This window comes from Rhodococcus sp. NPDC056516, assembly GCF_042794655.1.
Classification (GTDB): domain Bacteria; phylum Actinomycetota; class Actinomycetes; order Mycobacteriales; family Mycobacteriaceae; genus Rhodococcus_F.
Map to the genome: position 1 here is coordinate 451,835 of NZ_JBHTTG010000002.1, position 23,757 is coordinate 475,591.

The window sequence follows — 23,757 nt, forward strand, 5'->3', positions numbered from 1 at the left end:
GTGCTCCCTCGAAGAATGTCGCCAGAGAATTCCGGGCACGCCAAAACTAGACACTCACGCAAGGAAGTGTCAAGGTATTGACGGCAACGACGATCTACGAGGTCGACCGCATCGCGGGTCCAAGCCATCGCCCGAGAAAGGCCCGCAGGGAGTCGTCGGAATGGACGAGGTCACTGTCGAAAGCAACAACCGAAAGCCCCAGGCGCACGGCGATTTCCACCGTCTCGTCCAACTCCGCCTCTGTGGCGAGACCACGTTCGACCATGGGAGCGAGCATCTGGCGAGCGAAAGGTACTGCTCGACTCATCATTTCGAGGTCGAAGACGGGGTTTCCCCGCTCGGCAAGCAGCAGCGTCGCCAGAACCGGGTGCGCGCGAACCGCTGTGCGCGCGGCAACGATGAATTCGACGACGTAGTCGCACGCCGTGTCGACCGACTCCACCTGTGCCGTGATCTCCCCGAGAACCTCGACAGCGAGACCGCCCATCGCCTGGGAGACGACCTCTTCACGTGTGCCGAAAATCGAGTACACCGTCTGGCGCGAGACACCGGCCGCGGTGGCAACTGCGGCAATGTTCACAGCCTCGAATCCGCCACCTTCGATCAGACCGAGGGCGGCGCCGAGAATCTTCTGCTGTGATCGCACGAGGAAAGTATCGCGCACCGAAATGCCGGGCAACGAAACGCAGTGCACATCCGAGTCCTACCTGCATAAACGGCACGAATGGTTTCGTTTGGCCGCCAAATAGTAGTAGGTTAGGCTGCCCTTCATGAAAACTTCTGTTCGGGGCCTCGCCGCCCTCGGTGCGGCTGCGATTGCAGTCACCACCCTCGTCTCGTGCTCCTCTGATTCGGACACCTCGACAGCATCACAAGGTACGGACGGATTCCCCGTCAGTATCGAGAACACCTTCGGCACGACGACGATCGAATCCAAGCCCGAACGGCTCGTCACCCTCGGCTGGAACGCACAAGACATCCTGTACGCACTCGATCTCACTCCGGTCGGCCAGCCCAAGTACACCTACGGCGCGGACGACAACGGAGTCATGCCGTGGGCGCAGGACTACTTCGACGCGGACAAGACCACACTCTTCGACATGCCGGCGAGCGGCGAACCGCCGGTCGAGACCATTGCGTCATTGACACCGGACGCGATCCTGGCGCCGTACGAGGGCTTCGAGGAGTCCGTCTACAACCAGCTGAGCAAGATCGCACCGACGGCTGCCTACCCCGGCGCAGCGTGGCAGACGACCTGGCAGGACCAGACCCGAATCGTCGGCAAGGCCGTCGGTAAGAGCGAAGAGGCCGACAAGCTCGTCGACGGCCTCGATGCAACTCTCGCCGATACCGCCGCAGCCCACCCGGAGTTCGCCGGAAAGACACTGGCAGTGGTCAACTTCGACACCGATTCGAGCAACATCAACGTCTACCTGCCCACCGATCCGCGTGTCCAGGTGCTGACGGAACTCGGATTCGTCAATGCGCCCGGCGTCGAAAAGCTCGCGGCGGACAACGCAGGCGGAACCTTCTTCAAGACGATCTCCTACGAGAACATCGCCGACATCGACGCCGATGTGATCGTCGGCTTCACCGACGGCTCCGGCGATCCTTCCGGCGTCCCTGCAATCGGCGGACTCGACGCTGTCAAGCGCGGATCTACCGCCTTCCTCAGCGACACCCGCGTCATCGGCGGACTGAGCAACGTCAACGTCCTCAGCACGCCGTGGGTCCTCGGCCAGATCACACCCACGTTGAGCGAAGCCGCAAAGCGCGCGACAGCCTAGATAAGATGCAGTGTCGGTCACGGTCTTTATGCTCACCCGCATGGCTGAACTTTCGATCTCCGTGACCAGACACGTCAAAGCATCGGTCGACACCGTGTGGCAGGTCCTCACGGACCTCGACAATGCTGCCGACACCCTCTCCGGCGTGATCCGGATCGAACGTCTCGCCGGAGAGGGATACGCCGTCGGCACCAAGTGGCGTGAAACTCGGAAGATGATGGGCAAAGAAGCAACCGAGGACATGTGGGTCACCGAGGTCGAGGCTCCCACCCGCACGGTCGTCAAAGCCAACTCCCACGGCATGAACTACACGAGTGGGTTCACCCTGAAGCCTGACGCCACAGGCACGATCCTCGAGATGTTTTTCGCCGGTGAATCCGAATCCCGCTCACGCATCTCGAAGATCTTCACAGCGGCATTCGGTCGGTTGGGCGCGCGGGTGACCCGGAAATTCATGGCCAAGGATCTCGAGGACATCGCGACAAAAGCCGAGCGTCTCGCGGGCAAGTAAACCGCCCTCACCTGCATCGATCTTATTGTCTGCATGAACACTGTAATCAATACTTCATCTCTGCGACCGGTTGATCCGACCACGGAATGGACTCAGCTGGATAACGGCGCGTGAGTCCCCGCCAAATCTGCCCCGGTGGGCGTAGCGTGCAGAGTGCTCGCGGATGGATCGACGCATCGGGGTGTCGACCGTAGGGCCTTTTGAGGGGGCAGGAATGGCATTCAGCGGAACCGCCGCCGGCGGTGGATCCGGCGCTACTCGCGCCGACGTCGGACATGCAGTGCTCTTCGCCGGCGCCGCCGCGCTCGGTGGTTTTCTGTTCGGATACGACACCGCCGTCATCAACGGGGCCGTCGGCGCGATCCGAGACAAGTACGACATCGGCGCCTCGGGCACCGGGCTCACGGTCTCACTGACCCTGCTCGGCGCAGCACTCGGCGCCTGGATCGCAGGCACACTCGCCGATCGCCTCGGCCGCATCCGCGTCATGCAGATAGCCGCGGTGCTGTTCATCATCGGCGCCGTCGGTTCCGCAATTCCGTTCAGCGTCTACGACCTCACCTTCTGGCGCGTGGTCGGCGGCCTGGCAGTGGGCTTCGCGTCCGTCATCGCCCCGGCGTACATCGCGGAGATCTCCCCCGCTGCGATACGCGGTCGCCTCGGTTCGATGTACCAGTTGGCGATCGTTCTCGGAATCGCTGTATCGCAGTTGGTCAACTACGCACTTCAAGCCGCGGCCGGTGGCGATCGCAATCAGATCGCGGGTCTCGAAGCCTGGCAGTGGATGCTGATGCTCGAGGCCGTTCCCGCAGTCCTGTACTTGATCATGACAACCACGATTCCGGAGTCTCCACGATTCCTGGTGGCGCAGGGCAAGGACGATCGTGCGCGCAAGATCATCTCCGATCTCGAAGGTGGAGATCACGACGCCGTCACCGTGCGCATGAACGAGATCCGCGAATCACTGACGGAGAAACAAGCCAAAACCACGGTGCGTCAGCTCTTCTCAAAGCGGCTCGGCGTATCCCATCTGGTCTGGGTCGGCATCGCACTCGCCGCACTGCAGCAGTTGGTCGGCATCAACGTGATCTTCTACTACTCGAGCACCCTGTGGCAGGCAGTTGGTTTCGGAGCCGATCGCTCGCTGCTCATCAGCGTCGTGAGCGCCTTGGTGAACATCGTCGGTACGTTTGTCGCCATCGCCGTCATCGATCGCGTCGGGCGGAAGCCACTGCTCCTGGTCGGCTCTGTCGGTATGGCCATCTCGTTGGGCACCGCAGCGTTCTGTTTCCATTCGGCAACAGTGACGAAGAACGAGATCGGTGAATCCGTGGCGACGCTTTCCGGCGCCAACGCCACGATCGCACTCATCGGAGCCAACGCGTTCGTCTTCTTCTTCGCTTTGTCCTGGGGTCCCGTGGTGTGGGTACTGATCTCCGAAATGTTCCCCAACCGGGTACGCGCCGCTGCAGTCGGAATCGCCACCGCCACCAACTGGGTCGCGAACTTCCTGGTGTCCTGGACGTTCCCGGCACTCGCCGATTGGAATCTGTCGTACACCTACGCCGGATACGCAGTCATGGCACTACTGTCGCTGTTCGTCGTCCTGAGGTTCGTGAAGGAAACGCGAGGCAGCACACTCGAATCCGTGCAATAGCGCTCTCCCGGTTTCACACCTTCACACCGAAAAGCGGTGGCCCTCGGATTGATCCGAGGGCCACCGCTTTTCGACATTTGTCGGTAGACGACCTGTCAGCCTTGTGCGACTTCACCCTGAGCCGAGGCCGAAGACGCGCCCTCCTGGACGTGGACTCCGACGCTACCCATTCCTGCCACCCAGCCGGTGATCTTGCGGGAGAGGTCCTGAGCCGTCAGGCCAAGCTCCTTGTGGATGGCCTCGCGACTGGCGTGATCGAGGAACTGCTGGGGAACGCCCATGTCGCGGCACGAGGTGTGAACTCCGGCGGCGCGCATCGCAGCGGAGACCGTCGAACCGATACCGCCGTGTAGGCCGCCGTCCTCGATGGTGACAACGAGCGCGTACTTGTCCGCCATCTTCACCAGCGAATCCGCTACCGGCAGAACCCAACGCGGATCAACGACGGCAACCGAGATGCCCTGCTTGTCGAGTCGATCGGCGATCTCGAGCGCCAAGGAGGCAAACGGACCCACCGCGACGAGCAGCACGTCGCCGCGCTCGCCCTCGCTGACCTTGAGAACGTCGACCATTCCGTCGAGTCGCTTCACCGCCGGAATAGCTTCCGGTACAGCGCCCTTCGGGAAGCGTACGACAGTTGGTCCGTCGTCGACGAGGAGTGCCTCGTCCAGTTCTTCACGCAGTGTGTCGGCGTCACGCGGTGCCGCGACACGAATCCCGGGGATGATTCCGAGCAGCGAAAGATCCCAGACGCCGTTGTGGCTGGCGCCGTCCACTCCGGTGACGCCGGCGCGGTCGAGCACGATTGTCACCGGTTGCTTGAGCAGTGCGACGTCCATCAACAACTGGTCGAACGCTCGATTGAGGAAGGTCGAGTAGATAGCGACCACGGGGTGCAGTCCGCCCAATGCAAGGCCGGCGGCCGAGGTCATCGCGTGCTGCTCGGCGATACCGACGTCGAACATGCGGTCGGGGAACTTCTCACCGAATGCCGCGAGCCCGGTAGGGCCGGCCATGGCCGCGGTGATGGCGACGATGTCCTCACGACGCGAAGCCTGCTCGATCAGTGCGGCCGAGAAGACCGACGTCCAGTCCGGCGCTGACGACTTGGTGCCGCGACCGGTGACGGGATCGATGACGCCGGTGGCATGCATCTGATCGGCCACGTCGTTTTCCGCGTGTGCGTAACCGTTGCCCTTGCGGGTGACGGCGTGAACGATGACTGGTCCGCCATAGGCCTTCGCCCGGCGCAACGCCGATTCCATGGCAGCTTCGTCGTGACCGTCGACCGGTCCGAGGTACTTGATACCGAGATCGGTGAACATCACCTGAGGACTGACCGCGTCCTTGAGACCGGCCTTCATCCCATGCAGGACGGAGTAAGCAGTGCGCCCGACCCAGGGCAGTCTCTTGACCATGCGTCGGCCGCTGTCGAGGGCGCGCTCGTAACTCGGTGCGGTGCGCAGCGCCGAGAGATGATCGGCAAGGCCGCCGATGGTCGGTGCGTACGAGCGACCGTTGTCGTTGACCACGATCACCACCGAACGATCTTTGCCGGCTGCGATGTTGTTGAGCGCTTCCCAACACATTCCGCCGGTCAGGGCGCCGTCGCCGACAACGGCAACAACGTGGCGATTCTGACCCGTCAGCGCGAAGGCCTTCGCGAGGCCGTCGGCGTAGGACAACGCGGCGGAAGCATGAGAGGACTCGACCCAGTCGTGTTCGCTCTCGGCGCGGCACGGATACCCGGACAGTCCGCCCTGCTTACGCAGAGTGTCGAACTGATCCTGACGACCGGTGAGGATCTTGTGTACATAGGCCTGATGGCCCGTGTCGAAGATGATCGCGTCCTGCGGCGAGTCGAAAATTCGGTGCAGTGCGAGGGTCAACTCCACGACGCCCAAGTTGGGCCCGAGGTGACCACCAGACGCAGCGACCTTCAGCACGAGGAACTCACGAATCTCGTCGGCCAACTCCGTCATCTCGGCGTGGCTCAACTGACGTAGATCGTCAGGACCCTGAATGCGGGCAAGAACACCCAACGAGATCGCTCCCTCCGTGCTTCACAGCTGCACCGGTGCGCGCCGCGGCTGTCTTCGCGACAGTGCTGCCAGTCTACGGAGCGTTCCGGCGAACCGACACGCGGACTCGGCCCGATTCCGGTGTGACTTCGAGTAACAGCGAAATCCCGCGGATCGCTCGTGATCGCAATCACAGACAAATGGGATCGGCCCCAATCGACTCGGCGACTCTCGTTCCACAAAACGACCGCCGTGTCAGCTTAAGGTCGACGTATGGGAACTGTGGTCGACGACCTGATAGCGCGCGTATTCGACGAAGTCCGATCACTCGACGGCGGCGAGTTGGCCGACTACATCCCCGAACTCGCGGCGGTCGCTCCCGATTCGTTCGGGATCTGCATCGCGACAGTCGACGGTTACGTATACGAGATCGGTGACTCACGAGTCCCGTTCACCATTCAGTCGATCTCGAAACCCTTCACCTATGCGTTGGCTCTCGCCGATCGGGGAAGTGAGGCGGTTGCCGCGAAAATCGATGTGGAACCGTCCGGCGAGCCGTTCAACGAAATCAGCCTCGACCCGCTCACCGAACGTCCGCGAAACCCCATGATCAATGCCGGCGCGATCACGGCTGCATCCCTGGTCGCCGGCGTCAATGCCGAGGTCCGCTTCGAGCGGATTCGCTCGGCGTACTCGCGATATGCGGGCCGGGAGCTGAGCTTCAACGAGTCGGTCTACACCTCGGAAGCCCGTACCGGTCACCGCAACCGCGCGATCGGCCACATGCTGCGATCCTTCGACGTCATCACCGGCAATCCCGACGAGGCCGTCGACCTGTACTTCCGTCAATGCTCGATCGACGTGACCTGCCGTGATCTGAGTCTGATGGCCGCGACGCTCGCGAACAACGGCCTGAATCCCGTCACGCGCGAGCGTGCGCTGGCTCCCGCGGGCGTCGAGCAGGTCCTCAGCGTCATGGCCACCTGCGGGATGTACGACGGCGCAGGCAAGTGGCTGGTAGAAGTCGGATTGCCGGCCAAGAGCGGCGTCGGCGGCGGGGTCCTGGCCGTTCTGCCTGGCCAGATCGGCATCGCGGTGTACTCCCCCAGACTCGACGTTCACGGAAACAGCGTTCGTGGAGTTGCTGCCGCCCGGGCGCTGTCGAAGGAACTCGAACTGCACTTCCTCCACGTGACGCGGGCGTCACGCTCCTCGATCCGGGCAAGGTACAGCGTCATCGAAGCGCCGTCGCGAGTGCGACGCACCCCAACCGAACAAGCTGTGCTCGACGACGTCGGCAAACGCAGCCGGGTCTACGAACTGCACGGGGATCTCCTCTTCACCGGCGCCGAATCGGCGGTGCGCGAAATCGGCTCGGTGGACGAGGGCCTCGAAGTTGTCGTCATCGACGTGCGCCGCGTCGACGACGCCAGTGACGTCGCGGTCCGCATGATCACTGCACTTCAAGTGCAACTGGCCGAACAAGCCTGCGCAGTGGCGGTCGTCGATCCGCAAGGACTACTGGGACAACGAAGTTCGAGCGTCGACCCCGCCAGAAGAAGTGGTCGAGTTTTTGCAGACCTCGATTCCGCGATGCAGTGGTGCGAGGACACGTTGCTTGCGGTGCACTGTGAGGCAGATCGACAGGCATCGACGATCTCGATCGAGGATCATCCCGTTCTCGATGCTCTCTCCGCGGCACAGATCGAGGGATTCTCGGCGGAATTGGAGACGCGAACGTATGCCCGCGGCGAGAAGATCGCCCGCCGAGGTGAAGCGGCCTCGGGGTTCTATCTGATTCTCAGTGGCCAGGTCAGCACCATGTTCACCGACGCACACGGGGTCGAGCATCGCATCACTACGCTTTCCGCCGGAATGACGTTCGGCGAGATGACGATGTTCCTCGACACCCCGTTCCTCAACGACATTCGCGCCGATTCGACGGTCACCGTGGCCGTCCTGACACCGGAGCGATATGCAGAACTGACCGCGCAGGCGCCCGAGTTGAAACTTGCGCTTCTCGAACGTCTTGCAGCGGGAGCCTACGAGCAATTGGACCTGATGTTGCGGAGTGTCATCTCCGCCGGACGAATCGGATAGGAAGTACACATGCCGACCACCGCCCTCACCTCGGAGTCGTCCACTGTCACGGTGACCGGAACCGCCACTGCAACAGCTGTTCCCGACATCGTTCGGTTGACGATCGGAGTATCGGTGACGCAGACAGCCGTTTCCGACGCATTCGATGCCGTCGCCCGCCTGTCCACTGCTCTGACCGAGACCCTGCACGCGCGCGGTGTACACGGAGCGGACCTCACCACCGCCGGACTGAGCGTGCATCCACAAATCCATTGGAGTGACGGAGGTCGGCAGGAGACAACAGGTTTCACCGCATCGACAACTTTTCGCGTCGTACTGCGCGAGCTGGAGCCGGACGCGGCCAACTCGCCCTCCGCCGTCATCGCGGCGTGTGTATCCGTGGGCGGCGATGCCATCCGACTCGACGGACTGGAGTTCGATCTCGACGACCGCAGCGATCTGGCGACAAAGGCACGCGAGTTGGCATGGACGGCAGCCGAATCGAAGGCGAGGCAGTTCGCAGACCTGGCAGACAAAGATCTGGTCGAAGTCCTCGAGGTGCTCGAGGACTTCGACCAGGTCGTGCCGACGCGCGGACGTGTCGCGGCAATGAAAGCGGATTCGGCCCCGATACCCGTCGAACGCGGAGAGATCGAGGAATCGATCTCGGTCCGCGTTCGATGGGCTATGGCGTGAGCGAACTTTCAGAAGACGGGGCCTGAAGATAGATCAGCCGGGCGTGAGGATCAGCGAGTGAGGTTCTTCTCCTCGTTCTTCTCTTCGCGCTCTTCCTCGAACTTCTGCTCTGCATCGGGAGTCGCGATGTCGATCGTGGTACGCAGCGGACGGTTCGGGATGAAGATGACCGATACGAGCGTGACCACCGCGACGACAGCTGCGACCAGGAAGATCCGTCCTGTTGCGTCGCCGTAAGCGAACCGGACGATCTGCGAGACGAAGTCAGGCATGTTGCTCAGGTCGAGTCCGTCCTGCAGGCTCTTTCCGGCTACCGCCTGCTGCTCGGGCGGCAAGGTGGAGACCGAATCGACTGTCAGTGTCTTGACCCGGGTCGCGAGAATCGAACCGAGCACCGAAACACCGATCGCGCCGCCGAAGGTGCGGAAGAACGCCACGATACTGCTGGCCGCGCCGATGTTCTCGACACTGACCGTGTTCTGCACCGCAAGAACGATGTTCTGCATCAACATACCGGTACCCAGACCGACGATGGCGATGAAGACTCCGATGGTCCAGAGGCTGGTGGCGTGGTCGATCGTCGACAGCAGACCGAAACCGACCAGCAGGAGAACAGCGCCGGCGACAATGAAGGGCTTCCACTGACCGAACTTGGTGATCAGCTGTCCCGAGCCGACGGACGCGACGAGCATGCCTGCCACCATCGGGATGGTGAGCAATCCGGCTTCGGTGGGATCGAATCCACGGGCGGTCTGGAAGTACTGCGTCAGGAAGGTCGTTGCACCGAAGAGGCCGACACCAACGGCAATCGAGGCGATGATCGCGAGAGCAGTGGTGCGCTCGGTGATGATCTTGATCGGCAGAATGGGGTCCTTGACCTTGGATTCGACGAACATCGTCAGGCCGAGCAGGGCCAGACCACCGACGACGAAGTAGGCCGACTCTTTCGAGAACCAGGCGTAGTAGTCGTCCTGGCCGGCAAACGAAACCCAGATCAGCAGGACGCTGACACCGGCGGTGAGCAGGGTGGCGCCCATCCAGTCGATGGAGACGTTGTCCTTCTTCACGGTCTCGACGTGCAGGGTGCGCTGAAGCAGGAACAGTGCGATGACTGCCAACGGAACGCACACGTAGAAGCACCAGCGCCAGCCGGCAGTGTCCACGAGGACGCCGCCGAGGATCGGTCCGCCGGACATCGAGACGGCCATGGCCGCACCCATGTATCCGGAGTAACGACCGCGATCACGCGGCGGGATGATCGTGCCGATGATGGCTACGACGAGAGCGGTCAGGCCGCCCATACCAATGCCCTGGATGACGCGAGCACCGAGCAGCAAAGGAACGTTGTGTGCGGCGCCGGCGATGACCGAGCCGATCACGAAGATGACGATCGCGGTCTGGACCAGGACCTTCTTGTTGTAAAGGTCGGCCAGCTTGCCCCAGATCGGCGTCGATGCCGCAGTGGCGAGCAGTGCCGTGGTGATGATCCAGGCGTACTGCGTCTGCGTTCCGTGCAGTTCACCGATGATGGTGGGAAGCGCGGTCGAAACAATGGTGCTGCTGAGCAACGCGGTGAACAGCGCTGCGATGAGTCCGGTGAGTGCTTCGAGAATTTCGCGGTGAGTCATCGCGCCCGCTTCGCGAGCCGATCCGTCACCTCCGGTACTTGCCCGGGTTTCTCCTACTGTTGCTGCCATGTGCCTTATCTCCCAATACTTTCTACGCCCGTGTGCGGAACTGCCGGTGAGGCCTGGCGATTCGTTGCGCCGAACGTCTCGTTGAGACGTTGCAGCGATGTCACTGCGGCCATGGCCTCTTCCTGGCTCCAGTCTTCGAGCATGTTGCGCAAACGCGCCGCACGCCGTTGCGTGGTTTTCCGTAAAACTTCGTGCCCCTCTTCCGATACTCGGATGCGGAACGCCCGTTTGTCAGCCGGATCGGGATTTCTCTCGACATACCCCGCGTCGACCAGATCCGACATTTGCCGGCTCAGCGACGACTGACTGACACACAGATCGACGGCCAATTCGTTCTGTCGGCACTCCCCCCGCACTGCCAGCATGAACAACACGCTGACCAGCGCGGGCGGCAGCAGACTGTCTGCGCCGGTGGTGACCGCGGCTCGCAGCGATCTGCCGAACATGAAGATCGTGTCGACGAGCGCCTGGGCCGTCTCCGGCTGTACCGACATTGCCTACCCCTGAATTCGAGTGGCCCGATGAGCCGTGACTTGAAAACGGAAAACTACTTGCAGAACGAAACTATACGATTAGTTGCGTACTGCAAGCAACTGTTGGGAACGCGAGAAGCGTCACACCGGTTCAGGGAAAGATTTAGGGACGCGTCAGCGTTCGAGCAGGGCGATGCACTCCATGTGGTGAGTCTGCGGGAAGGCGTCGAACGCCCGAAGTCCACCGACTGCGAAGCCCTGCTCCAGGTAGAGACCGATATCGCGACCGAAAGACGCCGGGTCGCACCCGATATGGACGATCCGTTGGGCGCCCGTTGCGGCGAGCGCTTCCACGACTGGACGGCCCGCCCCCGCCCGTGGCGGATCCAGCACGATGACGGCAGGCGAACGCTCCAGATCCGCGAGAACGTTCTCGACCCGGGCACTGTGGAAGCGGACCTGACCCAGATCCGCGAGCGCTGCCCGCCCGTCAGCAACCGCGCGCGCCGACGATTCCACGGACTCCACGACCCCGGAAGGACCGACAAGGTCGGCGAGCACAGCTGCGAAGACGCCGACGCCGCCGTAGAGATCCCAGGCCGTGTCGCCGGAAGCGGCTCCGGCCCAGTCACCGACCACCTGTGAGTACGCGGCCGCAGCGCCGCGATGAGCCTGCCAGAAACCGGTCGCGGACAACGCCCATTCCCGATTGTCGACGCGCTCGATCACCGACTCCGACCCGATGGCAACGCGGGTCTTTCGCGGACCGCCGCTCGCCGCTCGGCGTGCCATCGCGCCGCGACGGCCCGGAGTGCGTCGACCCGTCTTGGACACCGCGGGTGCGGCGATTTCCACGACGTGCCGCTCACCGGCAGCGTCGAGAACGACTTGCAGCTCACTGCCAGGCTGCCATTGCGGGCCGCCCAGGCCGTCGTATGCGCTCTGATCGATCTGGGTGCACCGCAGATCGGTCACAATCCGGTTGCTGCGGTAGGCGTGATATCCCGCGACGCCGTGCCCGTCCACTGCCAGCCGAACTCGCGTGCGCCAGCCCGTTCCGTCTCCGGTTCCGGGCAGCTCCTCCACCTCGACATCCGATTCGACGCGAGCGAGTCGTAGAAGCTGTTCCCGCACGACCGAGGTCTTCATCTCACGTTGGACGCTCAGGTCCGCATGCGAGTAGTCGCAGCAACCTGCCCCGCCCGGCCCGGAGATAGGGCACGTCGGATCGATGCGATGCGGAGATGCGTCGAGAACGGAGATCGTGTCGGCGCGGCAGAAGGACCCACCTTTGTCCTCGGTCACCCGGACGAGCACCCGCTCCCCCGGCAAACCGTGACGGACGAAGACGACGCGCCCCTCGTGCCGGGCAACGACGAACCCGCCGTGGCCGGGGTTGCCCAGATCGACCTCGAAGCTCTGCCCGGTCCAATTCTCACTCAACGAACTACGCCTGCCATTTCGATGTTGCCGATCATTTTTCGCCGCTGATCACTTCTCGCCGCTGGTCATTTCTCGCCGGTGTCGTACCCACGACGTATCGCACCTGCGGCCTTCTCGATGTCGAGCGGCTTCGCCTTTGCCGACGAACTCAACTGCCACGGAACGCTCGTCACCATCACCCCTGGCTGGAAGAGCAGGCGACTCTTGAGGCGAAGTGCGCTTTGGTTGTGCAGGATCTGCTCCCACCAGTGTCCGACGACGTACTCGGGGATGAACACGGTGACGACGTCACGCGGAGCGTCGCGTCGTACACGCTTGACGTAGTCGAGAACCGGCTTGGTGATTTCGCGGTACGGCGACTCGATCACCTTGAGCGGAACCGTCACGTCGCTCTTCTCCCACTCACGCACGAGTGCACGCGTGTCGGGCTCGTCCACGTTGACCGTGATGGCTTCAAGAGTGTCCGGTCGCGTGGCTCGCGCGTAGGCGAGAGCCCGCATGGTCGGCATGTGCAGCTTCGAGACGAGCACGATCGAGTGCGTGCGACTGGGCAGCACGCCGTCCCACTCGTGCTCTTCGAGCTCGGCCGCCACGCTGTCGTAGTGCTTGCGGATCATCTTCATCACGATGAAGATCGCGACCATCGCGACGATGGCGATCCACGCGCCGGCGGCGAACTTGGTGATCAGAACGATGATCAAGACGGTGGCGGTCATGGCCAGACCGATCGAATTGATCACTCGCGAGCGCTGCATGCGGGCCCGCTGTGCCTTGTCGGTCTCGGACTTCAAATGCCGAGTCCAGTGCTTGATCATGCCCGTCTGACTGAGCACGAACGAGACGAAGACGCCGACGATGTACAGCTGAATGAGCTTGGTGACCTCGGCGCCGAACACCACCACGAAGGCGATGGCAGCACCGGACAGGAAGAGGATTCCGTTGCTGAAAGCCAGTCGGTCGCCGCGCGTGTGCAGCTGACGCGGTAGGTACCGGTCCTGCGCCAGGATCGACCCGAGTACCGGGAATCCGTTGAAGGCGGTGTTCGCGGCCAGAACCAAGATCAGTGCCGTGACGATCGCCATGAAGAAGAATCCGATCGGGAAACCACTGAACACGGCTTCAGCGATCTGCGCGATCAGGGTCTTCTGGTGGTACCCCTCCGGCGCTCCGACCAGCTGTTCCTGCGGATTGTGCGCGTAGACGATGCCGATCTTCTGAGCCAGGATGATGATGCCCATCAGCAAGACGATGGCGATCGATCCGAGCAGCAGCAAGGTAGTGGCAGCGTTGCGCGACTTCGGCTTCTGGAACGCCGGTACGCCGTTGCTGATGGCCTCGACGCCGGTCAGTGCCGCACAGCCCGAGGAAAATGCGCGGGCGATCAGGAACGCGAAGGCGATTCCGTACAGATGCGAATCCTCGGCGTTCAGCGTGAACGACGACGATTCCGCGTGCACATCCTCACCGAGGACGTAGATCCGGAAGAATCCCCACCCGAGCATCAGGAACATACCGACGATGAATGCGTACGTCGGAATTGCGAACGCGGTGCCGGATTCACGGATACCGCGAAGGTTGACCGCCGTCAGCAACACGATCGCCGCGACCGCGAACAACACCTTGTGCTGCGCGACGAACGGCAGAGCCGAGCCGATGTTCGACGCCGCCGACGAAATCGACACCGCGACGGTCAGCACGTAGTCGACCATCAGCGCGCTACCGACGGTCAGACCGGCGGTCGGGCCCAAGTTGACCGTTGCTACCTCGTAGTCGCCGCCACCGGACGGGTAAGCGTGCACGTTCTGGCGGTAACTCGCCACCACCACAGCCATGACGATGGCCACGGACAAACCGATCCAGGGCGTGTACGCATACGCGGAAATTCCGGCGACAGAGAGGACCAGGAAGATTTCTTCGGGGGCATACGCGACGGACGACATCGCGTCGGACGCGAAGACCGGTAGTGCAATTCGCTTGGGTAGCAGCGTGTGCCCGAGTTTGTCGCTTCGGAACGGCCGACCGAGCAGGAGCCGCTTGGTAGCGGTCGAGAGCTTAGACACGTGCAAAGCGTAAGCCGTCGCACCCGATTCGGAGTCATCAGCGCCCCAACTTCACGTTTTGTCGTGACAACCGGCACGCAGGCGACCGTTGTACTTGCTCTTCCCGTGAGGGGCTGTACCGTTCGATTCGGCGTGCAATCGCGCCACGAGGGTCCATGAACGGAGTAGGGCGTGTATGTCGTCATCATGGGGTGCGGTCGGGTGGGTTCGTCCCTCGCCGCGTCTCTGACCAGGATCGGACACGAGGTCGCCGTCATCGACCGCGATCAGAGTGCGTTTCTGCGTCTCGATCTCGACTTCCCGGGAACCAAGGTTCTGGGAATGGGGTTCGACCGTGACGTGCTGGTCCGGGCCGGCATCGAGCGCGCCGACGCCTTTGCCGCGGTGTCCTCGGGAGACAATTCCAACATCATCGCAGCACGCGTCGCACGCGAGACTTTCGGCGTCGAACGCGTCGTCGCACGTATTTACGATGCCAAGCGTGCCGCCGTCTACGAGCGGCTCGGCATTCCCACCGTCGCCACCGTGCCGTGGTCGACCGATCGTTTCCTGCACACGCTGACCAAGGAAAGTCAGACAGCGAAGTGGCGCGATCCTTCGGGCACTGTTGCCATCACCGAACTTGCCCTGCACGAGGATTGGGCGGGCAAGCCGATCGCACTCCTCGAGGGCGCGACCAGTTCGAGAGTCGCCTTCATCATCCGCTTCGGGACCGGCATCCTCCCCGACCGCAAGACCGTCATCCAGGCCGACGATCAGGTCTACATCGCCGCCGTGTCGGGAACCGTCGCCGAGGCGATCGCACTGGCCGGCAACCCGCCGCCGAGCGACGACTGAGGAAGGCTGCAGATGACTGATCCGAACGCCGTCCCTCACAACAAACCTGCGACTGTGTTGCACTACACCGTGATTGGAAGTTCTCGATGAAGGTCGCCATCGCCGGAGCCGGCGCCGTAGGCCGCTCCATTGCGCGAGAGCTGATTCGAAGCTCACATGACGTCATGCTGATCGAACGCAAACTCGATCACATCGAACCGGAGTCGGTACCCGAGGCGAAGTGGGTACACGCGGACGCCTGCGAACTCAGCCGACTCGAGGACGCGTCGATGGAGTCGTACGAGGTCGTGATTGCCGCGACCGGAGACGACAAGGCAAACCTGGTACTCAGCCTGCTCGCGAAAACCGAGTTCGGAGTTCGCCGAGTTGTCGCCCGCGTCAACGATCCCCGCAACGAATGGCTCTTCGATGAGTCGTGGGGCGTCGACGTCGCCGTCTCGACACCGCGGATGCTCGCTTCGCTCGTCGAAGAGGCCGTCTCCGTCGGTGACCTGGTCAAACTGATGACACTGCGGCAGGGACAGGCCAACCTCGTCGAAATCACGTTGCCCGACAACACACCTCTTGCCGGAAAAGCCGTCAAGAAGCTCGAACTACCGCGAGACTGCGCGTTGGTCACCATCTTGCGTGGGGGTCGTGTGATCGTTCCGCAGATGGACGATCCCATCGAAGGTGGTGACGAACTCCTGTTCGTCGCGGCCGTCGACGCCGAGGATCAGTTGCGCGTAGCACTCCGTTTAGAAAACTGACACGAGCAAACTGACACGAAAGGGAAACTCATGGCACAGGCACCCGAAAACACCGTAGTCACCGACAATCCAGGCCAGAGCCGCTACGAGATCCATGCCGACGGCGACCTTGCCGGGATCGAGGACTACACCACCTCCGGTGACGTCGTCTCGTTCAACCACACCGAGATCTACCCTGCCTTCGAAGGTTTCGGGCAGGCCGGGGTTCTCGTTCGCCAGGCTCTGGACGACCTACGAGCACGCGGCCTCAAGGTTCACCCGGTGTGCCCGTACGTCGTGAAGTTCCTCGACAAGCACCCTGAGTACCAGGACCTGATCAGCTGAGATCGCGGTCTTCGCGCGGCTTCGTCAGATTCACCGAGCCCACCTCTTCGGACCCCGTGTCCGTTGCGGTGGGCTCGCTGCTTTCAGGTCCCACAACCGGTTCCGGCTCGACGATCCGATCGGCCCTGCGCACGGCCCAGATGGTCACCAGCAGGACCAGACCCGTCAGTGGCCACCCCATGCCGATGCGGGCGACTGCGAGCCATCCGGTGTGGTCGGTGTCGTAGAGCTGTGACTGAACGAGATAGCGCGCACCGAAGACCAGAGCCCATGCTGCCGTCGCGATGTCGTAGAGGCGGACGGCAGAGCGATGCTTGCGCCAAAGATTGCCGTGCCCGTTGAGGTAGCCCCAGATGATACCGACGAGAGGCCAGCGGACGAGGATGGAAATCAGGAAGACAGCGCCGTAAGCGAGGCTCGTGTAGATACCGAAGAGGAAATATCCTTTGGCGTCGCCGGTGCGGTAGGCAATGAACGCGGATACTCCGACTCCGAGAAACCCGGAAATGGCGGGTTGGAGGGAATCCTTGCGGAAGAGTCGCCAGGCCGCGATCGCGACTGCGACGCCCAACGCGGCCCAGATTGCCGCGGTGAGGTTCCAGATGCTGTTGACCGGGACAAAAATCAGAATCGGTAAAGACGAATAGATCAGACCACTCAGCCCGCCGAGTTGGTCGATTACCGATCGCTGTTCTGTTTCAGTCACCTGTCGAGGGTGCCACAGTCACCGAGTTGCACGGTAAATGCGGGAAACGCGCCTATTCGCCGCGCAGTTCGTAGTAAGGGTTGAAGATCGCCTTGCGACCGTCCCGCTCGCCCACACGACCGCGGATCAGCAGGGTCTTACCGGTCTCGATTCCCGGGATCCGGCGACGCCCGATCCAGACGAGATTGATCACCTCGGTGCCGTCGAAGAATTCGGCCTCGATGCTTGCATTTCCGGACTTGGGACACGCGTCGACGCTACGGAGTCGGCCCACCATCGTGACCTCTTCACCGCGACGACAATCGCAGGCCTTCTGACCTCCGGAAGCCTTGTTGGACTCGGCCATTTCCTGGGCGTCCAACTGGTCGACGTCCTCGGTCAGACGCTGGGTCAGTCGACGAAAATATCCTGCGGCGGCGGGTGCCATTGCGCGCTCCTGCGAACATGTGTGACGCAAGGGTTTCGCGTCACGTGAAGGGCTGTGTGATCGCCACTGTAGACCCATTACGAGCGTGTAACCACACCGGTCAGTCCGCGCCTCGGGGGCACCGGGCAAGATCAAAAGATGCAGATCTCAGAATCGGCGACCGTGGCCGTCGTTCTCCCAGGTACAGGCTCTGACGCCCACTTCGCAGACCTCGCATTCCGGGCGCCGCTAGCGGCTCTGGGTGTGCGCATCGTCGCAATTGAACCGGACCCTCGGCGTGTCGTGGACGGCTATCTGGACGCGATGGACAGAGCCGCGGACAGGTACGGCCGAATCATCGTCGGAGGGGTCTCGATCGGGGCAGCCGTGGCGCTCCAGTGGGCCGCCGCCAACCTCGATCGAACAGTGAGTGTGTTGGCAGCGCTTCCGGCCTGGATCGGGTCGGCGGACGACGCACCCGCAGCGGCGAGCGCGAAGTTCACCGCAGGGCAACTGCGCTCCGAAGGTCTGGAGGCGGTGATCGCGGCGATGCTCGCGTCGAGTCCGGCGTGGCTCGGAGCCGAACTCGAGCGCTCCTGGCGCTCGCAGTGGCCCGATCTCCCGGCCGCGCTCGACGAGGCGGCGTCGTACCACTCGCTCAGCGAGAGCGCGTTACGGGCGGTGAGCGTTCCGGTCGGCATCGCTTCGGCAGTGGACGACCCGGTTCATCCGGCGGCGGTCGCGCAGGCCTGGGCGGATGCACTCCCCCGCGGCGCAGTCGCCACGACGACGCTCGACATGATCGGGCGCGACCCCGCCGTTCTCGGGTCCACCTGCATCAAAGCGCTCGCGGCGATCGATTCCGATACCACCGCGAGCGCTTGACAGAAACCCTGAAGAACTCTGTTACTGACCCAATTGCTGCATGGCAGAACCGGATTCGCCGCTACGCGGCGGCGGGGTCGGCCGCGCCGGAGGTGCCGGCGGAGCAGGAGGAGCTGACTGCTGCTGTTGGGCGGCGACCTGTTGCTGCTGCGCTGCCGCCAACTGCTGCTCGTGCGCGGCCGCCAACTGCTCGGCAAGTACCTGCGGGAGCACGACGGGCAGCGGTGTCCGCACCGGATGCGGCTCTGATCCTCGGTTGACGACGGTGTCGCGCAAGATGTCCCGTGCGATTGCCACCAAAGGGGCGTTCGCGGCGGTGGATCCACTCGGACCCGCGACCACGCAACGCACCATCCACCGCGGACCGTCGACGCCGATGAACCGCAGGTCCATGTTGGCCGTCACGGCAGCCAGTTCACGGCCCCACGGACCGTTCTCCACGCTCACCGCGGAATTGTCGTCGCGAAGCGACTGCGCGAGCTCGGCAACGACCTCACGCCACTGACCGGGCGATTTCGGGGCGGCGTAGGCGGCAACGGTGATGCGGCCGTGCTCGGTGACCAGATGTACGGCCTGCGGCGAACCGTTGGGCGCCATCTCGACCTGCAACTGTCCGCCGGTCGGCATCGGCACCAGAACGGATCCGAGATCAAGACGCTGACCGTCGCGGCCTGCCGTCGGATCGTCGGAATCGATCTCCGTGATGTCGTAGGGGCCCTCGGACTCGTCGCCGAATTCGTCACCGGTGACTTCGAGATCGTCTTCGGCCTCGTCGATCTCCACCGACTCGTCGTTCTCGTCACCGAAGAAGCTGGTGGCTTCCTCGTCGACGTCTGTCTTCTTCTTGCGTCCGAACATGATTCAGACTCCCTCTCCAACTACCGCGCCAGGCGCATCGGTATCGAGTATCGCGTGACCGCCGCTGGAACCGTAGCCTCCGGTTCCTCTGGTCGTGTCGTCCAGCGATTCGACTTCCTCGAAAACCGGAAGTTCGACTCGTTGAACCACGAGCTGAGCGATTCGGTCACCGCGGCGGATGTCGATGGCTGTGGCCGGATCGAGATTGATCAAGCACACCTTGAGCTCGCCCCGGTATCCCGCGTCCACGGTTCCGGGCGCATTCACGATCGACAGTCCCGATTTGGCGGCGAGTCCGGAACGCGGATGGATCAACCCGACGGTGCCCACCGGCAAAGCGATCGCGATCCCCGTTCCGACCAGTGTTCGGTGGCCGGGTTCGATGGTGAAGTCGCTGGTGGAGCACAGATCCACACCCGCATCTCCGGGATGTGCACGCTGTGGAACGGGCAGGTCTGGATCCAGTCGCTTCAAGGCGATGGAGAGATGGTCGCTCACGTGGGCCAAGACTACTCGTAGCGACGGACTATCCTTGACAGGTGCCCGAAACATCTCGACCTGACGTCGCCACCACAACGCCCCCGTCCACGACGCTGTACTCCGAGCGCCTGTGGGTGCCGATCTGGTGGTGGATCGCCGGACTGGCCGTAGCCGGACTCCTCGCGGCCGAGGTCCACATGGGCCGCCCAGGGCTTCTCTCGTACCTGGCGTACGTCGTACTGCTCCCCATCCCGATCTGGGCCGCGTTCTGGCTCAGCCGGATGCGCGTCGAGGTGGTGGAGACAGCAGGGGTGAAAGAACTGCACGTGGGTAGAGCCCACCTGCCGGTCGAACTGATTTCACGGGCGGCAGCAGTGCCGGCATCCGCGAAGAGCGCGGCGATGGGGCGCCAACTCGATCCGTCGGCGTTCGTCCAACATCGCCCATGGGTCAAGACAATGGTGTTGATCGTGCTCGACGATCCGGAGGATCCCACACCGTACTGGTTGGTGAGCACACGTCGTCCCGCTGATCTGCTGGCTGCGCTGGATCGCTGACCAGCGCGGTCACAGCAAAGCAGTACTCCCCGACCCTTGGTCGACCCTCGAGATGACGGGTCGACCACCGGGAAGGGAGATCAGGCAGCGCAGTCCATGCATACGAGCTGTCCGTTGGCATCACTGGCCAGGCGGCTGCGGTGATGGACCAGGAAGCAGCTCGAACATGTGAACTCGTCTGCCTGCTTCGGAACCACTCGAACCGAGAGTTCCTCGCCGGAAAGGTCGGCACCCGGCAGCTCGAAGGACTCCGCCGTGTCCGTCTCGTCGATGTCGACGACGGCTGACTGCGCTTCGTTGCGTCGCGCCTTCAGCTCTTCGAGCGAGTCCTCCGAAACCTCGTCGGACTCTGTACGCCTCGGTGCGTCGTAGTCAGTTGCCATCTCGTCTACCCCATCCTCTTCGTGTATCCCGGTCCCGTGTGCGCCGAGAATCCGGTAGATCCTTGATGCGCATGGAAACCGCCGTGGCATCCAGATCATTCCCTGTCGCTGCATAACGCTGCAGGACTGGAATTAGTGCCCGGAAGTTCCTTCCGAGAACGTGATCTGCGCCTCATTTGGTTGTCATTTCGGCGTCCTGCCGATGCCCAGTTGAACGACCTGGGCCGCCAGACAGTAGCCGACGCGAGCACGAAAGTAGTAACCGAATCGGAAATTTCCGAAAAATGACTACGAATTGTCACCAAGGCAAGAGCAAGCTGTGACCTTTCGGCGATGTTTTCGGGCCGAATCCGGGTAGAAACAGGCCGGTAATCGACCAACTGCCGTTTCGCAATCGACAAGGACTCGACGCGTCGAGCCTCGCTTCGGCTGTCTCGTCACACTGGCCCTCTAAGGTAGGCACCGAACGTCATGCCGGCACCGCTCGGCCCGATGGCGAAGTACAAGTTTCGTCAAGAAAGTCGAGGGATACCGTGGTTTCTCTGATCACCGAAGGCAGCTCTACCGACGACCAGGGACGTCCGTTCCGCCGTCGGCGCGCGTGGCCGGTGATCGCCGTGTTCGCGGTACTCGCATTGATCGGCAGTGTCTTGTGGGTCCGAATCCTGAGCGCCGAGGCCGAAGTCAGTGACACCGTGGCGTGCAATCTTCCGCAGCCTTCCTCCGATCCTTCGGCAGCGGCGCCGCTACCGCTGGGAACCGTCGTGGACCGGTCGAAGCTGCTCGACGTCGATCCCGCTCCCCTGGCCGCCACCAAGGTTCGCGTGTTCAACGCCAACGGTGAGCACGGGCAGGCCGCCCAGGTGGCAGCGCAACTGAGCGAGTTCGGCTTCGCCAGCGCGCCGGACGTCCAGGTCGGAAACGACCCTGTCTACGTCGACCAGAACATGGAGTGCCAGGGTCAGATCCGCTTCGGAGCGAACGGCCTCGCCGCCGCCAGTTCCGTGTGGCTGGTCGCCCCCTGTGCCGAACTGGTCCAGGACGGCCGCGGCGACGACACCGTCGACTTGGCTCTGGGCACCTACAACAAGGGCGCCCTGACGCCCAACACCGACGCCACCGCGATCCTGCACGCTCTGGCCGAGCAACCCGCGAACGCCGAAGTCGCCCCGATGGACATCGCACTGCTCAAAGCAGCCCGCACCGCGCGCTGCTGACAAATCCTGGTTCGACCTCAGCTCGGAATCGGCTGATCCGCGCCACTCACGCTGAGCATCTGCGCGAACTGATCCGCGATTGCCGGAGCGACGGCGTAGACGACCTCGCCGTCAGCCGAAGTGGAATTGGGCGACGGGACGTTGATCACGGCGCCCGCTTCGGAAGCGATCAGGGAGCCCGCTGCCCAGTCCCACGGACTCAGTCCGTGTTCGAAGTGAGCGTCCACCCGGCCGGTGGCAACCATGCACAGATCCAACGCAGCCGAACCGATACGTCGGATGTCGCGGACCTGCGGCAAGATCTGCCCGATCAACGTGCCCTGCACCTTCCGGCGATCCGCTCCGTATCCGAAGCCGGTGGCCAACAGCGCCATTGACAGTTCGGTCACCGCATTGGCCTGCAGGTCGCTGACGACGCCGTCGGCCGTGGTCATGCTTGCGCCGCCGCCACGATGCGCGGCGTACGTGGTTTCCAACGACACGTCGACGACAGCGCCGGCTACCGAGACCCCGTCGATCTGTACGGCCACCGAGATTGCGAACGCGGGGATTCCGTAGAGAAAATTGACGGTGCCGTCGATGGGGTCGACAACCCATCGAACTCCCGCGGCATCGTCGGTGTCTCCCCCACCTTCCTCACCCAAGATCGAATCTGCAGGCCGCAATTGCGCCAAAAGGTCGCGAATCACCTGTTCGGTCTCGGTATCGACCACCGTGACGGGATCGGTGGGCGTGCTCTTCGCAGCAACCGAACCACCTTCGGCGGCACCGGAACCCACCAGGCCGAATACCTCGGGCCGACGCAAGCGGACGTGTTCGGCCGCGCGTTCGGCGACGGCTACGGCAACTGCCCGCAATTGTGCGGGGTCCAGCGAATCGGCGGAAAAGTCGGGCAACGTTCTTTCTGAAGGGCGCACCGGACCATCGCAACACATCTGCACCGAGGGGCACCACTCGAACGCCTCGAGTCGGACAGGTTCGAGAGCACGCGCCCGGGTGCCCGTTCGGGTTAGTGTTTGCAGCGGTAGATCGTGACCTCGAATTCGACACTCAGGAGCGCAGGACGATGACAACCACAGGTTTCGGGATCGATGTCGGCGGCAGCGGCGTCAAGGGCGGCACGATCGACCTGAGCACCGGGGAAATGATCGGTGACCGCATCAAGATCCTGACCCCGCAGCCTTCGACGCCCGACGCGATCGCGGGCACTGTCGCCGAAATCGTCGAGCAGGCCAAGTGGACCGGTCCGGTCGGCATCACCTTGCCCGCGGTTGTGACCGCCGGCGTCGCGCGCAGCGCTGCGAACATCGACAAGTCGTGGATCGACACAGACGCGGCAGCGCTCTTCGGCAAGGCACTGGGTGGGCGCGAGGTCACCGTCCTCAACGACGCCGACGCTGCCGGAATCGCCGAGGACTCGTTCGGAGCGGGCAAGGATACCTCCGGCGTCGTGATCTTGTTGACCTTCGGCACCGGGATCGGATCGGCCGTGCTGCACAACGGAGTTCTGTTGCCCAACACGGAGTTCGGTCACCTCGAAGTCGACGGCAAGGAAGCCGAGCACCGAGCGGCGTCGTCGGTGAAGGAAAAGAAGGACTGGAGCTACAAGGAGTGGGCCGTCGAGGTCTCGCGAGTTCTGACCACCTTCGAGAACCTGCTCTGGCCCGACCTCTTCATCGCCGGCGGCGGAATCAGCCGCAAGCACGAGAAGTGGATTCCGCATCTGACCAACCGCACGAAGGTCGTTCCTGCCACCCTTCTCAACACTGCGGGAATTGCCGGAGCTGCGCTCGCGTCGGTCGGACTGACCAGGCCGGCGCCCGTCCCCGGATGAGAAAACCCGCACGTGAAAAGGTGAAAATCTACCTGTTACGGCCCGCCGTGACGTAAGAGTTTCCTGAGAGTCGTTACAATGGTGAAGTCCGGCTGCG

General features: G+C 63.0%; 24 protein-coding genes. 12 read left to right on the forward strand and 12 right to left on the reverse strand.

What is annotated here, in order from left to right; translation table 11 throughout:
- Positions 1-94: 94 nt before the first annotated feature.
- Complete coding sequence (locus ACFQ6Y_RS07125) at positions 95-646, reverse strand: TetR/AcrR family transcriptional regulator (protein ID WP_378544576.1); 552 nt, start codon at positions 644-646, stop codon at positions 95-97.
- A 124-nt stretch (positions 647-770) separates the two neighbouring features.
- Here ACFQ6Y_RS07125 and ACFQ6Y_RS07130 point away from each other — a divergent pair, with 124 nt between their 5' ends.
- The 3 genes from ACFQ6Y_RS07130 to ACFQ6Y_RS07140 all read left to right on the forward strand — a co-directional run bounded on the left by ACFQ6Y_RS07130 (position 771) and on the right by ACFQ6Y_RS07140 (position 3,955).
- Complete coding sequence (locus ACFQ6Y_RS07130; protein WP_378630562.1) at positions 771-1,787, forward strand: iron-siderophore ABC transporter substrate-binding protein; 1,017 nt, start codon at positions 771-773, stop codon at positions 1,785-1,787.
- Between the two features lie 40 nt (positions 1,788-1,827).
- Positions 1,828-2,298: an SRPBCC family protein gene (locus ACFQ6Y_RS07135; RefSeq protein ID WP_378630565.1), complete on the forward strand. Its 471-nt coding sequence runs from the start codon at positions 1,828-1,830 to the stop codon at positions 2,296-2,298.
- A 214-nt stretch (positions 2,299-2,512) separates the two neighbouring features.
- On the forward strand, positions 2,513-3,955 hold the full coding sequence (locus ACFQ6Y_RS07140; RefSeq protein ID WP_378445834.1) for a sugar porter family MFS transporter: 1,443 nt from the start codon (positions 2,513-2,515) through the stop codon (positions 3,953-3,955).
- A 95-nt stretch (positions 3,956-4,050) separates the two neighbouring features.
- Here the strand turns inward: ACFQ6Y_RS07140 and dxs are convergent, their stop codons facing one another.
- The gene (gene dxs, locus ACFQ6Y_RS07145; RefSeq protein ID WP_378630567.1) at positions 4,051-5,997 is read right to left on the reverse strand and encodes a 1-deoxy-D-xylulose-5-phosphate synthase; all 1,947 of its coding nucleotides are present in this window, start codon (positions 5,995-5,997) and stop codon (positions 4,051-4,053) included.
- Positions 5,998-6,249: 252 nt separating this feature from the next.
- Between dxs and glsA the strand changes: the two genes are divergently transcribed.
- Both glsA and ACFQ6Y_RS07155 read left to right on the forward strand, forming a co-directional pair.
- Positions 6,250-8,076, forward strand: a complete 1,827-nt coding sequence (gene glsA / locus ACFQ6Y_RS07150) for a glutaminase A (protein WP_378630570.1) — start codon at positions 6,250-6,252, stop codon at positions 8,074-8,076.
- Positions 8,077-8,085: 9 nt separating this feature from the next.
- Positions 8,086-8,751, forward strand: a complete 666-nt coding sequence (locus ACFQ6Y_RS07155; protein WP_378630573.1) for an SIMPL domain-containing protein — start codon at positions 8,086-8,088, stop codon at positions 8,749-8,751.
- A 50-nt stretch (positions 8,752-8,801) separates the two neighbouring features.
- On the opposite strand, the gene ACFQ6Y_RS07160 is transcribed toward ACFQ6Y_RS07155, so the two are convergent.
- The 4 genes from ACFQ6Y_RS07160 to ACFQ6Y_RS07175 form a co-directional block, all read right to left on the reverse strand.
- Complete coding sequence (locus ACFQ6Y_RS07160; RefSeq protein ID WP_378630576.1) at positions 8,802-10,448, reverse strand: MDR family MFS transporter; 1,647 nt, start codon at positions 10,446-10,448, stop codon at positions 8,802-8,804.
- 5 nt (positions 10,449-10,453) lie between these two features.
- Complete coding sequence (locus ACFQ6Y_RS07165) at positions 10,454-10,942, reverse strand: MarR family winged helix-turn-helix transcriptional regulator (RefSeq protein WP_378533350.1); 489 nt, start codon at positions 10,940-10,942, stop codon at positions 10,454-10,456.
- 153 nt (positions 10,943-11,095) lie between these two features.
- On the reverse strand, positions 11,096-12,364 hold the full coding sequence (locus ACFQ6Y_RS07170) for a class I SAM-dependent RNA methyltransferase (RefSeq protein ID WP_378630579.1): 1,269 nt from the start codon (positions 12,362-12,364) through the stop codon (positions 11,096-11,098).
- A gap of 65 nt (positions 12,365-12,429) precedes the next feature.
- A complete protein-coding gene (locus ACFQ6Y_RS07175) occupies positions 12,430-14,424 on the reverse strand; it encodes an APC family permease (RefSeq protein WP_378630582.1) in 1,995 nt (664 codons plus the stop codon).
- Positions 14,425-14,595: 171 nt separating this feature from the next.
- On the opposite strand from ACFQ6Y_RS07175, the gene ACFQ6Y_RS07180 reads away from it, so the two are divergent.
- From ACFQ6Y_RS07180 to ACFQ6Y_RS07190, 3 genes are all read left to right on the forward strand, one after another.
- Positions 14,596-15,261, forward strand: coding sequence for a TrkA family potassium uptake protein (locus ACFQ6Y_RS07180; RefSeq protein WP_283304515.1), 666 nt, complete (start codon positions 14,596-14,598; stop codon positions 15,259-15,261).
- Between the two features lie 86 nt (positions 15,262-15,347).
- Entirely contained in the window at positions 15,348-16,010 is a 663-nt protein-coding gene (locus tag ACFQ6Y_RS07185) for a TrkA family potassium uptake protein (RefSeq protein ID WP_003942632.1), read from the forward strand.
- Between the two features lie 30 nt (positions 16,011-16,040).
- Positions 16,041-16,334: a GNAT family N-acetyltransferase gene (locus tag ACFQ6Y_RS07190; RefSeq protein WP_378630584.1), complete on the forward strand. Its 294-nt coding sequence runs from the start codon at positions 16,041-16,043 to the stop codon at positions 16,332-16,334.
- On the opposite strand, the gene ACFQ6Y_RS07195 is transcribed toward ACFQ6Y_RS07190, so the two are convergent.
- Together ACFQ6Y_RS07195 and ACFQ6Y_RS07200 are read right to left on the reverse strand one after the other, a co-directional pair.
- Complete coding sequence (locus ACFQ6Y_RS07195; protein WP_378533358.1) at positions 16,327-17,040, reverse strand: DUF3159 domain-containing protein; 714 nt, start codon at positions 17,038-17,040, stop codon at positions 16,327-16,329. The genes ACFQ6Y_RS07190 and ACFQ6Y_RS07195 overlap by 8 nt on opposite strands.
- 52 nt (positions 17,041-17,092) lie before the next feature.
- Positions 17,093-17,467 carry an OB-fold nucleic acid binding domain-containing protein gene (locus ACFQ6Y_RS07200; RefSeq protein WP_003942613.1) on the reverse strand — a complete coding sequence of 125 codons (375 nt, stop codon included), beginning with the start codon at positions 17,465-17,467 and terminating at the stop codon, positions 17,093-17,095.
- 138 nt (positions 17,468-17,605) lie between these two features.
- On the opposite strand from ACFQ6Y_RS07200, the gene ACFQ6Y_RS07205 reads away from it, so the two are divergent.
- Complete coding sequence (locus ACFQ6Y_RS07205; RefSeq protein WP_378630586.1) at positions 17,606-18,331, forward strand: alpha/beta hydrolase; 726 nt, start codon at positions 17,606-17,608, stop codon at positions 18,329-18,331.
- A 21-nt stretch (positions 18,332-18,352) separates the two neighbouring features.
- Here the strand turns inward: ACFQ6Y_RS07205 and ACFQ6Y_RS07210 are convergent, their stop codons facing one another.
- The gene (locus tag ACFQ6Y_RS07210; protein WP_378630588.1) at positions 18,353-19,189 is read right to left on the reverse strand and encodes a DUF3710 domain-containing protein; all 837 of its coding nucleotides are present in this window, start codon (positions 19,187-19,189) and stop codon (positions 18,353-18,355) included.
- A 3-nt stretch (positions 19,190-19,192) separates the two neighbouring features.
- Positions 19,193-19,687: a dUTP diphosphatase gene (gene dut / locus ACFQ6Y_RS07215; RefSeq protein ID WP_378630590.1), complete on the reverse strand. Its 495-nt coding sequence runs from the start codon at positions 19,685-19,687 to the stop codon at positions 19,193-19,195.
- 41 nt (positions 19,688-19,728) lie between these two features.
- Between dut and ACFQ6Y_RS07220 the strand changes: the two genes are divergently transcribed.
- Entirely contained in the window at positions 19,729-20,226 is a 498-nt protein-coding gene (locus ACFQ6Y_RS07220) for a DUF3093 domain-containing protein (protein ID WP_075833062.1), read from the forward strand.
- An 80-nt stretch (positions 20,227-20,306) separates the two neighbouring features.
- Here the strand turns inward: ACFQ6Y_RS07220 and ACFQ6Y_RS07225 are convergent, their stop codons facing one another.
- Entirely contained in the window at positions 20,307-20,609 is a 303-nt protein-coding gene (locus tag ACFQ6Y_RS07225; protein ID WP_003942593.1) for a DUF4193 domain-containing protein, read from the reverse strand.
- Between the two features lie 533 nt (positions 20,610-21,142).
- Here ACFQ6Y_RS07225 and cei point away from each other — a divergent pair.
- On the forward strand, positions 21,143-21,826 hold the full coding sequence (gene cei, locus ACFQ6Y_RS07230) for an envelope integrity protein Cei (RefSeq protein WP_378445822.1): 684 nt from the start codon (positions 21,143-21,145) through the stop codon (positions 21,824-21,826).
- 17 nt (positions 21,827-21,843) lie between these two features.
- Here the strand turns inward: cei and ACFQ6Y_RS07235 are convergent, their stop codons facing one another.
- Positions 21,844-22,722 (reverse strand): inositol monophosphatase family protein, encoded by an 879-nt coding sequence (locus tag ACFQ6Y_RS07235; RefSeq protein ID WP_378630592.1) that lies wholly within the window; start codon positions 22,720-22,722, stop codon positions 21,844-21,846.
- Between the two features lie 170 nt (positions 22,723-22,892).
- Here ACFQ6Y_RS07235 and ppgK point away from each other — a divergent pair, with 170 nt between their 5' ends.
- Positions 22,893-23,660: a polyphosphate--glucose phosphotransferase gene (gene ppgK / locus ACFQ6Y_RS07240; protein ID WP_378630594.1), complete on the forward strand. Its 768-nt coding sequence runs from the start codon at positions 22,893-22,895 to the stop codon at positions 23,658-23,660.
- The last annotated feature ends 97 nt before the right edge of the window (positions 23,661-23,757 follow it).

Bases quoted from the DNA above. Each gene is read 5' to 3' on its own strand.
- ACFQ6Y_RS07130 (WP_378630562.1), top strand. From the start codon at position 771: ATGAAAACTTCTGTTCGGGGCCTCGCCGCCCTCGGTGCGGCTGCGATT.
- ACFQ6Y_RS07135 (WP_378630565.1), top strand. From the start codon at position 1,828: ATGGCTGAACTTTCGATCTCCGTGACCAGACACGTCAAAGCATCGGTC.
- ACFQ6Y_RS07140 (WP_378445834.1), top strand. From the start codon at position 2,513: ATGGCATTCAGCGGAACCGCCGCCGGCGGTGGATCCGGCGCTACTCGC.
- glsA (WP_378630570.1), top strand. From the start codon at position 6,250: ATGGGAACTGTGGTCGACGACCTGATAGCGCGCGTATTCGACGAAGTC.
- ACFQ6Y_RS07155 (WP_378630573.1), top strand. From the start codon at position 8,086: ATGCCGACCACCGCCCTCACCTCGGAGTCGTCCACTGTCACGGTGACC.
- ACFQ6Y_RS07160 (WP_378630576.1), bottom strand. From the start codon at position 10,448: ATGGCAGCAACAGTAGGAGAAACCCGGGCAAGTACCGGAGGTGACGGA.
- ACFQ6Y_RS07165 (WP_378533350.1), bottom strand. From the start codon at position 10,942: ATGTCGGTACAGCCGGAGACGGCCCAGGCGCTCGTCGACACGATCTTC.
- ACFQ6Y_RS07185 (WP_003942632.1), top strand. From the start codon at position 15,348: ATGAAGGTCGCCATCGCCGGAGCCGGCGCCGTAGGCCGCTCCATTGCG.
- ACFQ6Y_RS07190 (WP_378630584.1), top strand. From the start codon at position 16,041: ATGGCACAGGCACCCGAAAACACCGTAGTCACCGACAATCCAGGCCAG.
- ACFQ6Y_RS07200 (WP_003942613.1), bottom strand. From the start codon at position 17,467: ATGGCACCCGCCGCCGCAGGATATTTTCGTCGACTGACCCAGCGTCTG.
- ACFQ6Y_RS07205 (WP_378630586.1), top strand. From the start codon at position 17,606: ATGCAGATCTCAGAATCGGCGACCGTGGCCGTCGTTCTCCCAGGTACA.
- ACFQ6Y_RS07210 (WP_378630588.1), bottom strand. From the start codon at position 19,189: ATGTTCGGACGCAAGAAGAAGACAGACGTCGACGAGGAAGCCACCAGC.
- ACFQ6Y_RS07225 (WP_003942593.1), bottom strand. From the start codon at position 20,609: ATGGCAACTGACTACGACGCACCGAGGCGTACAGAGTCCGACGAGGTT.
- ppgK (WP_378630594.1), top strand. From the start codon at position 22,893: ATGACAACCACAGGTTTCGGGATCGATGTCGGCGGCAGCGGCGTCAAG.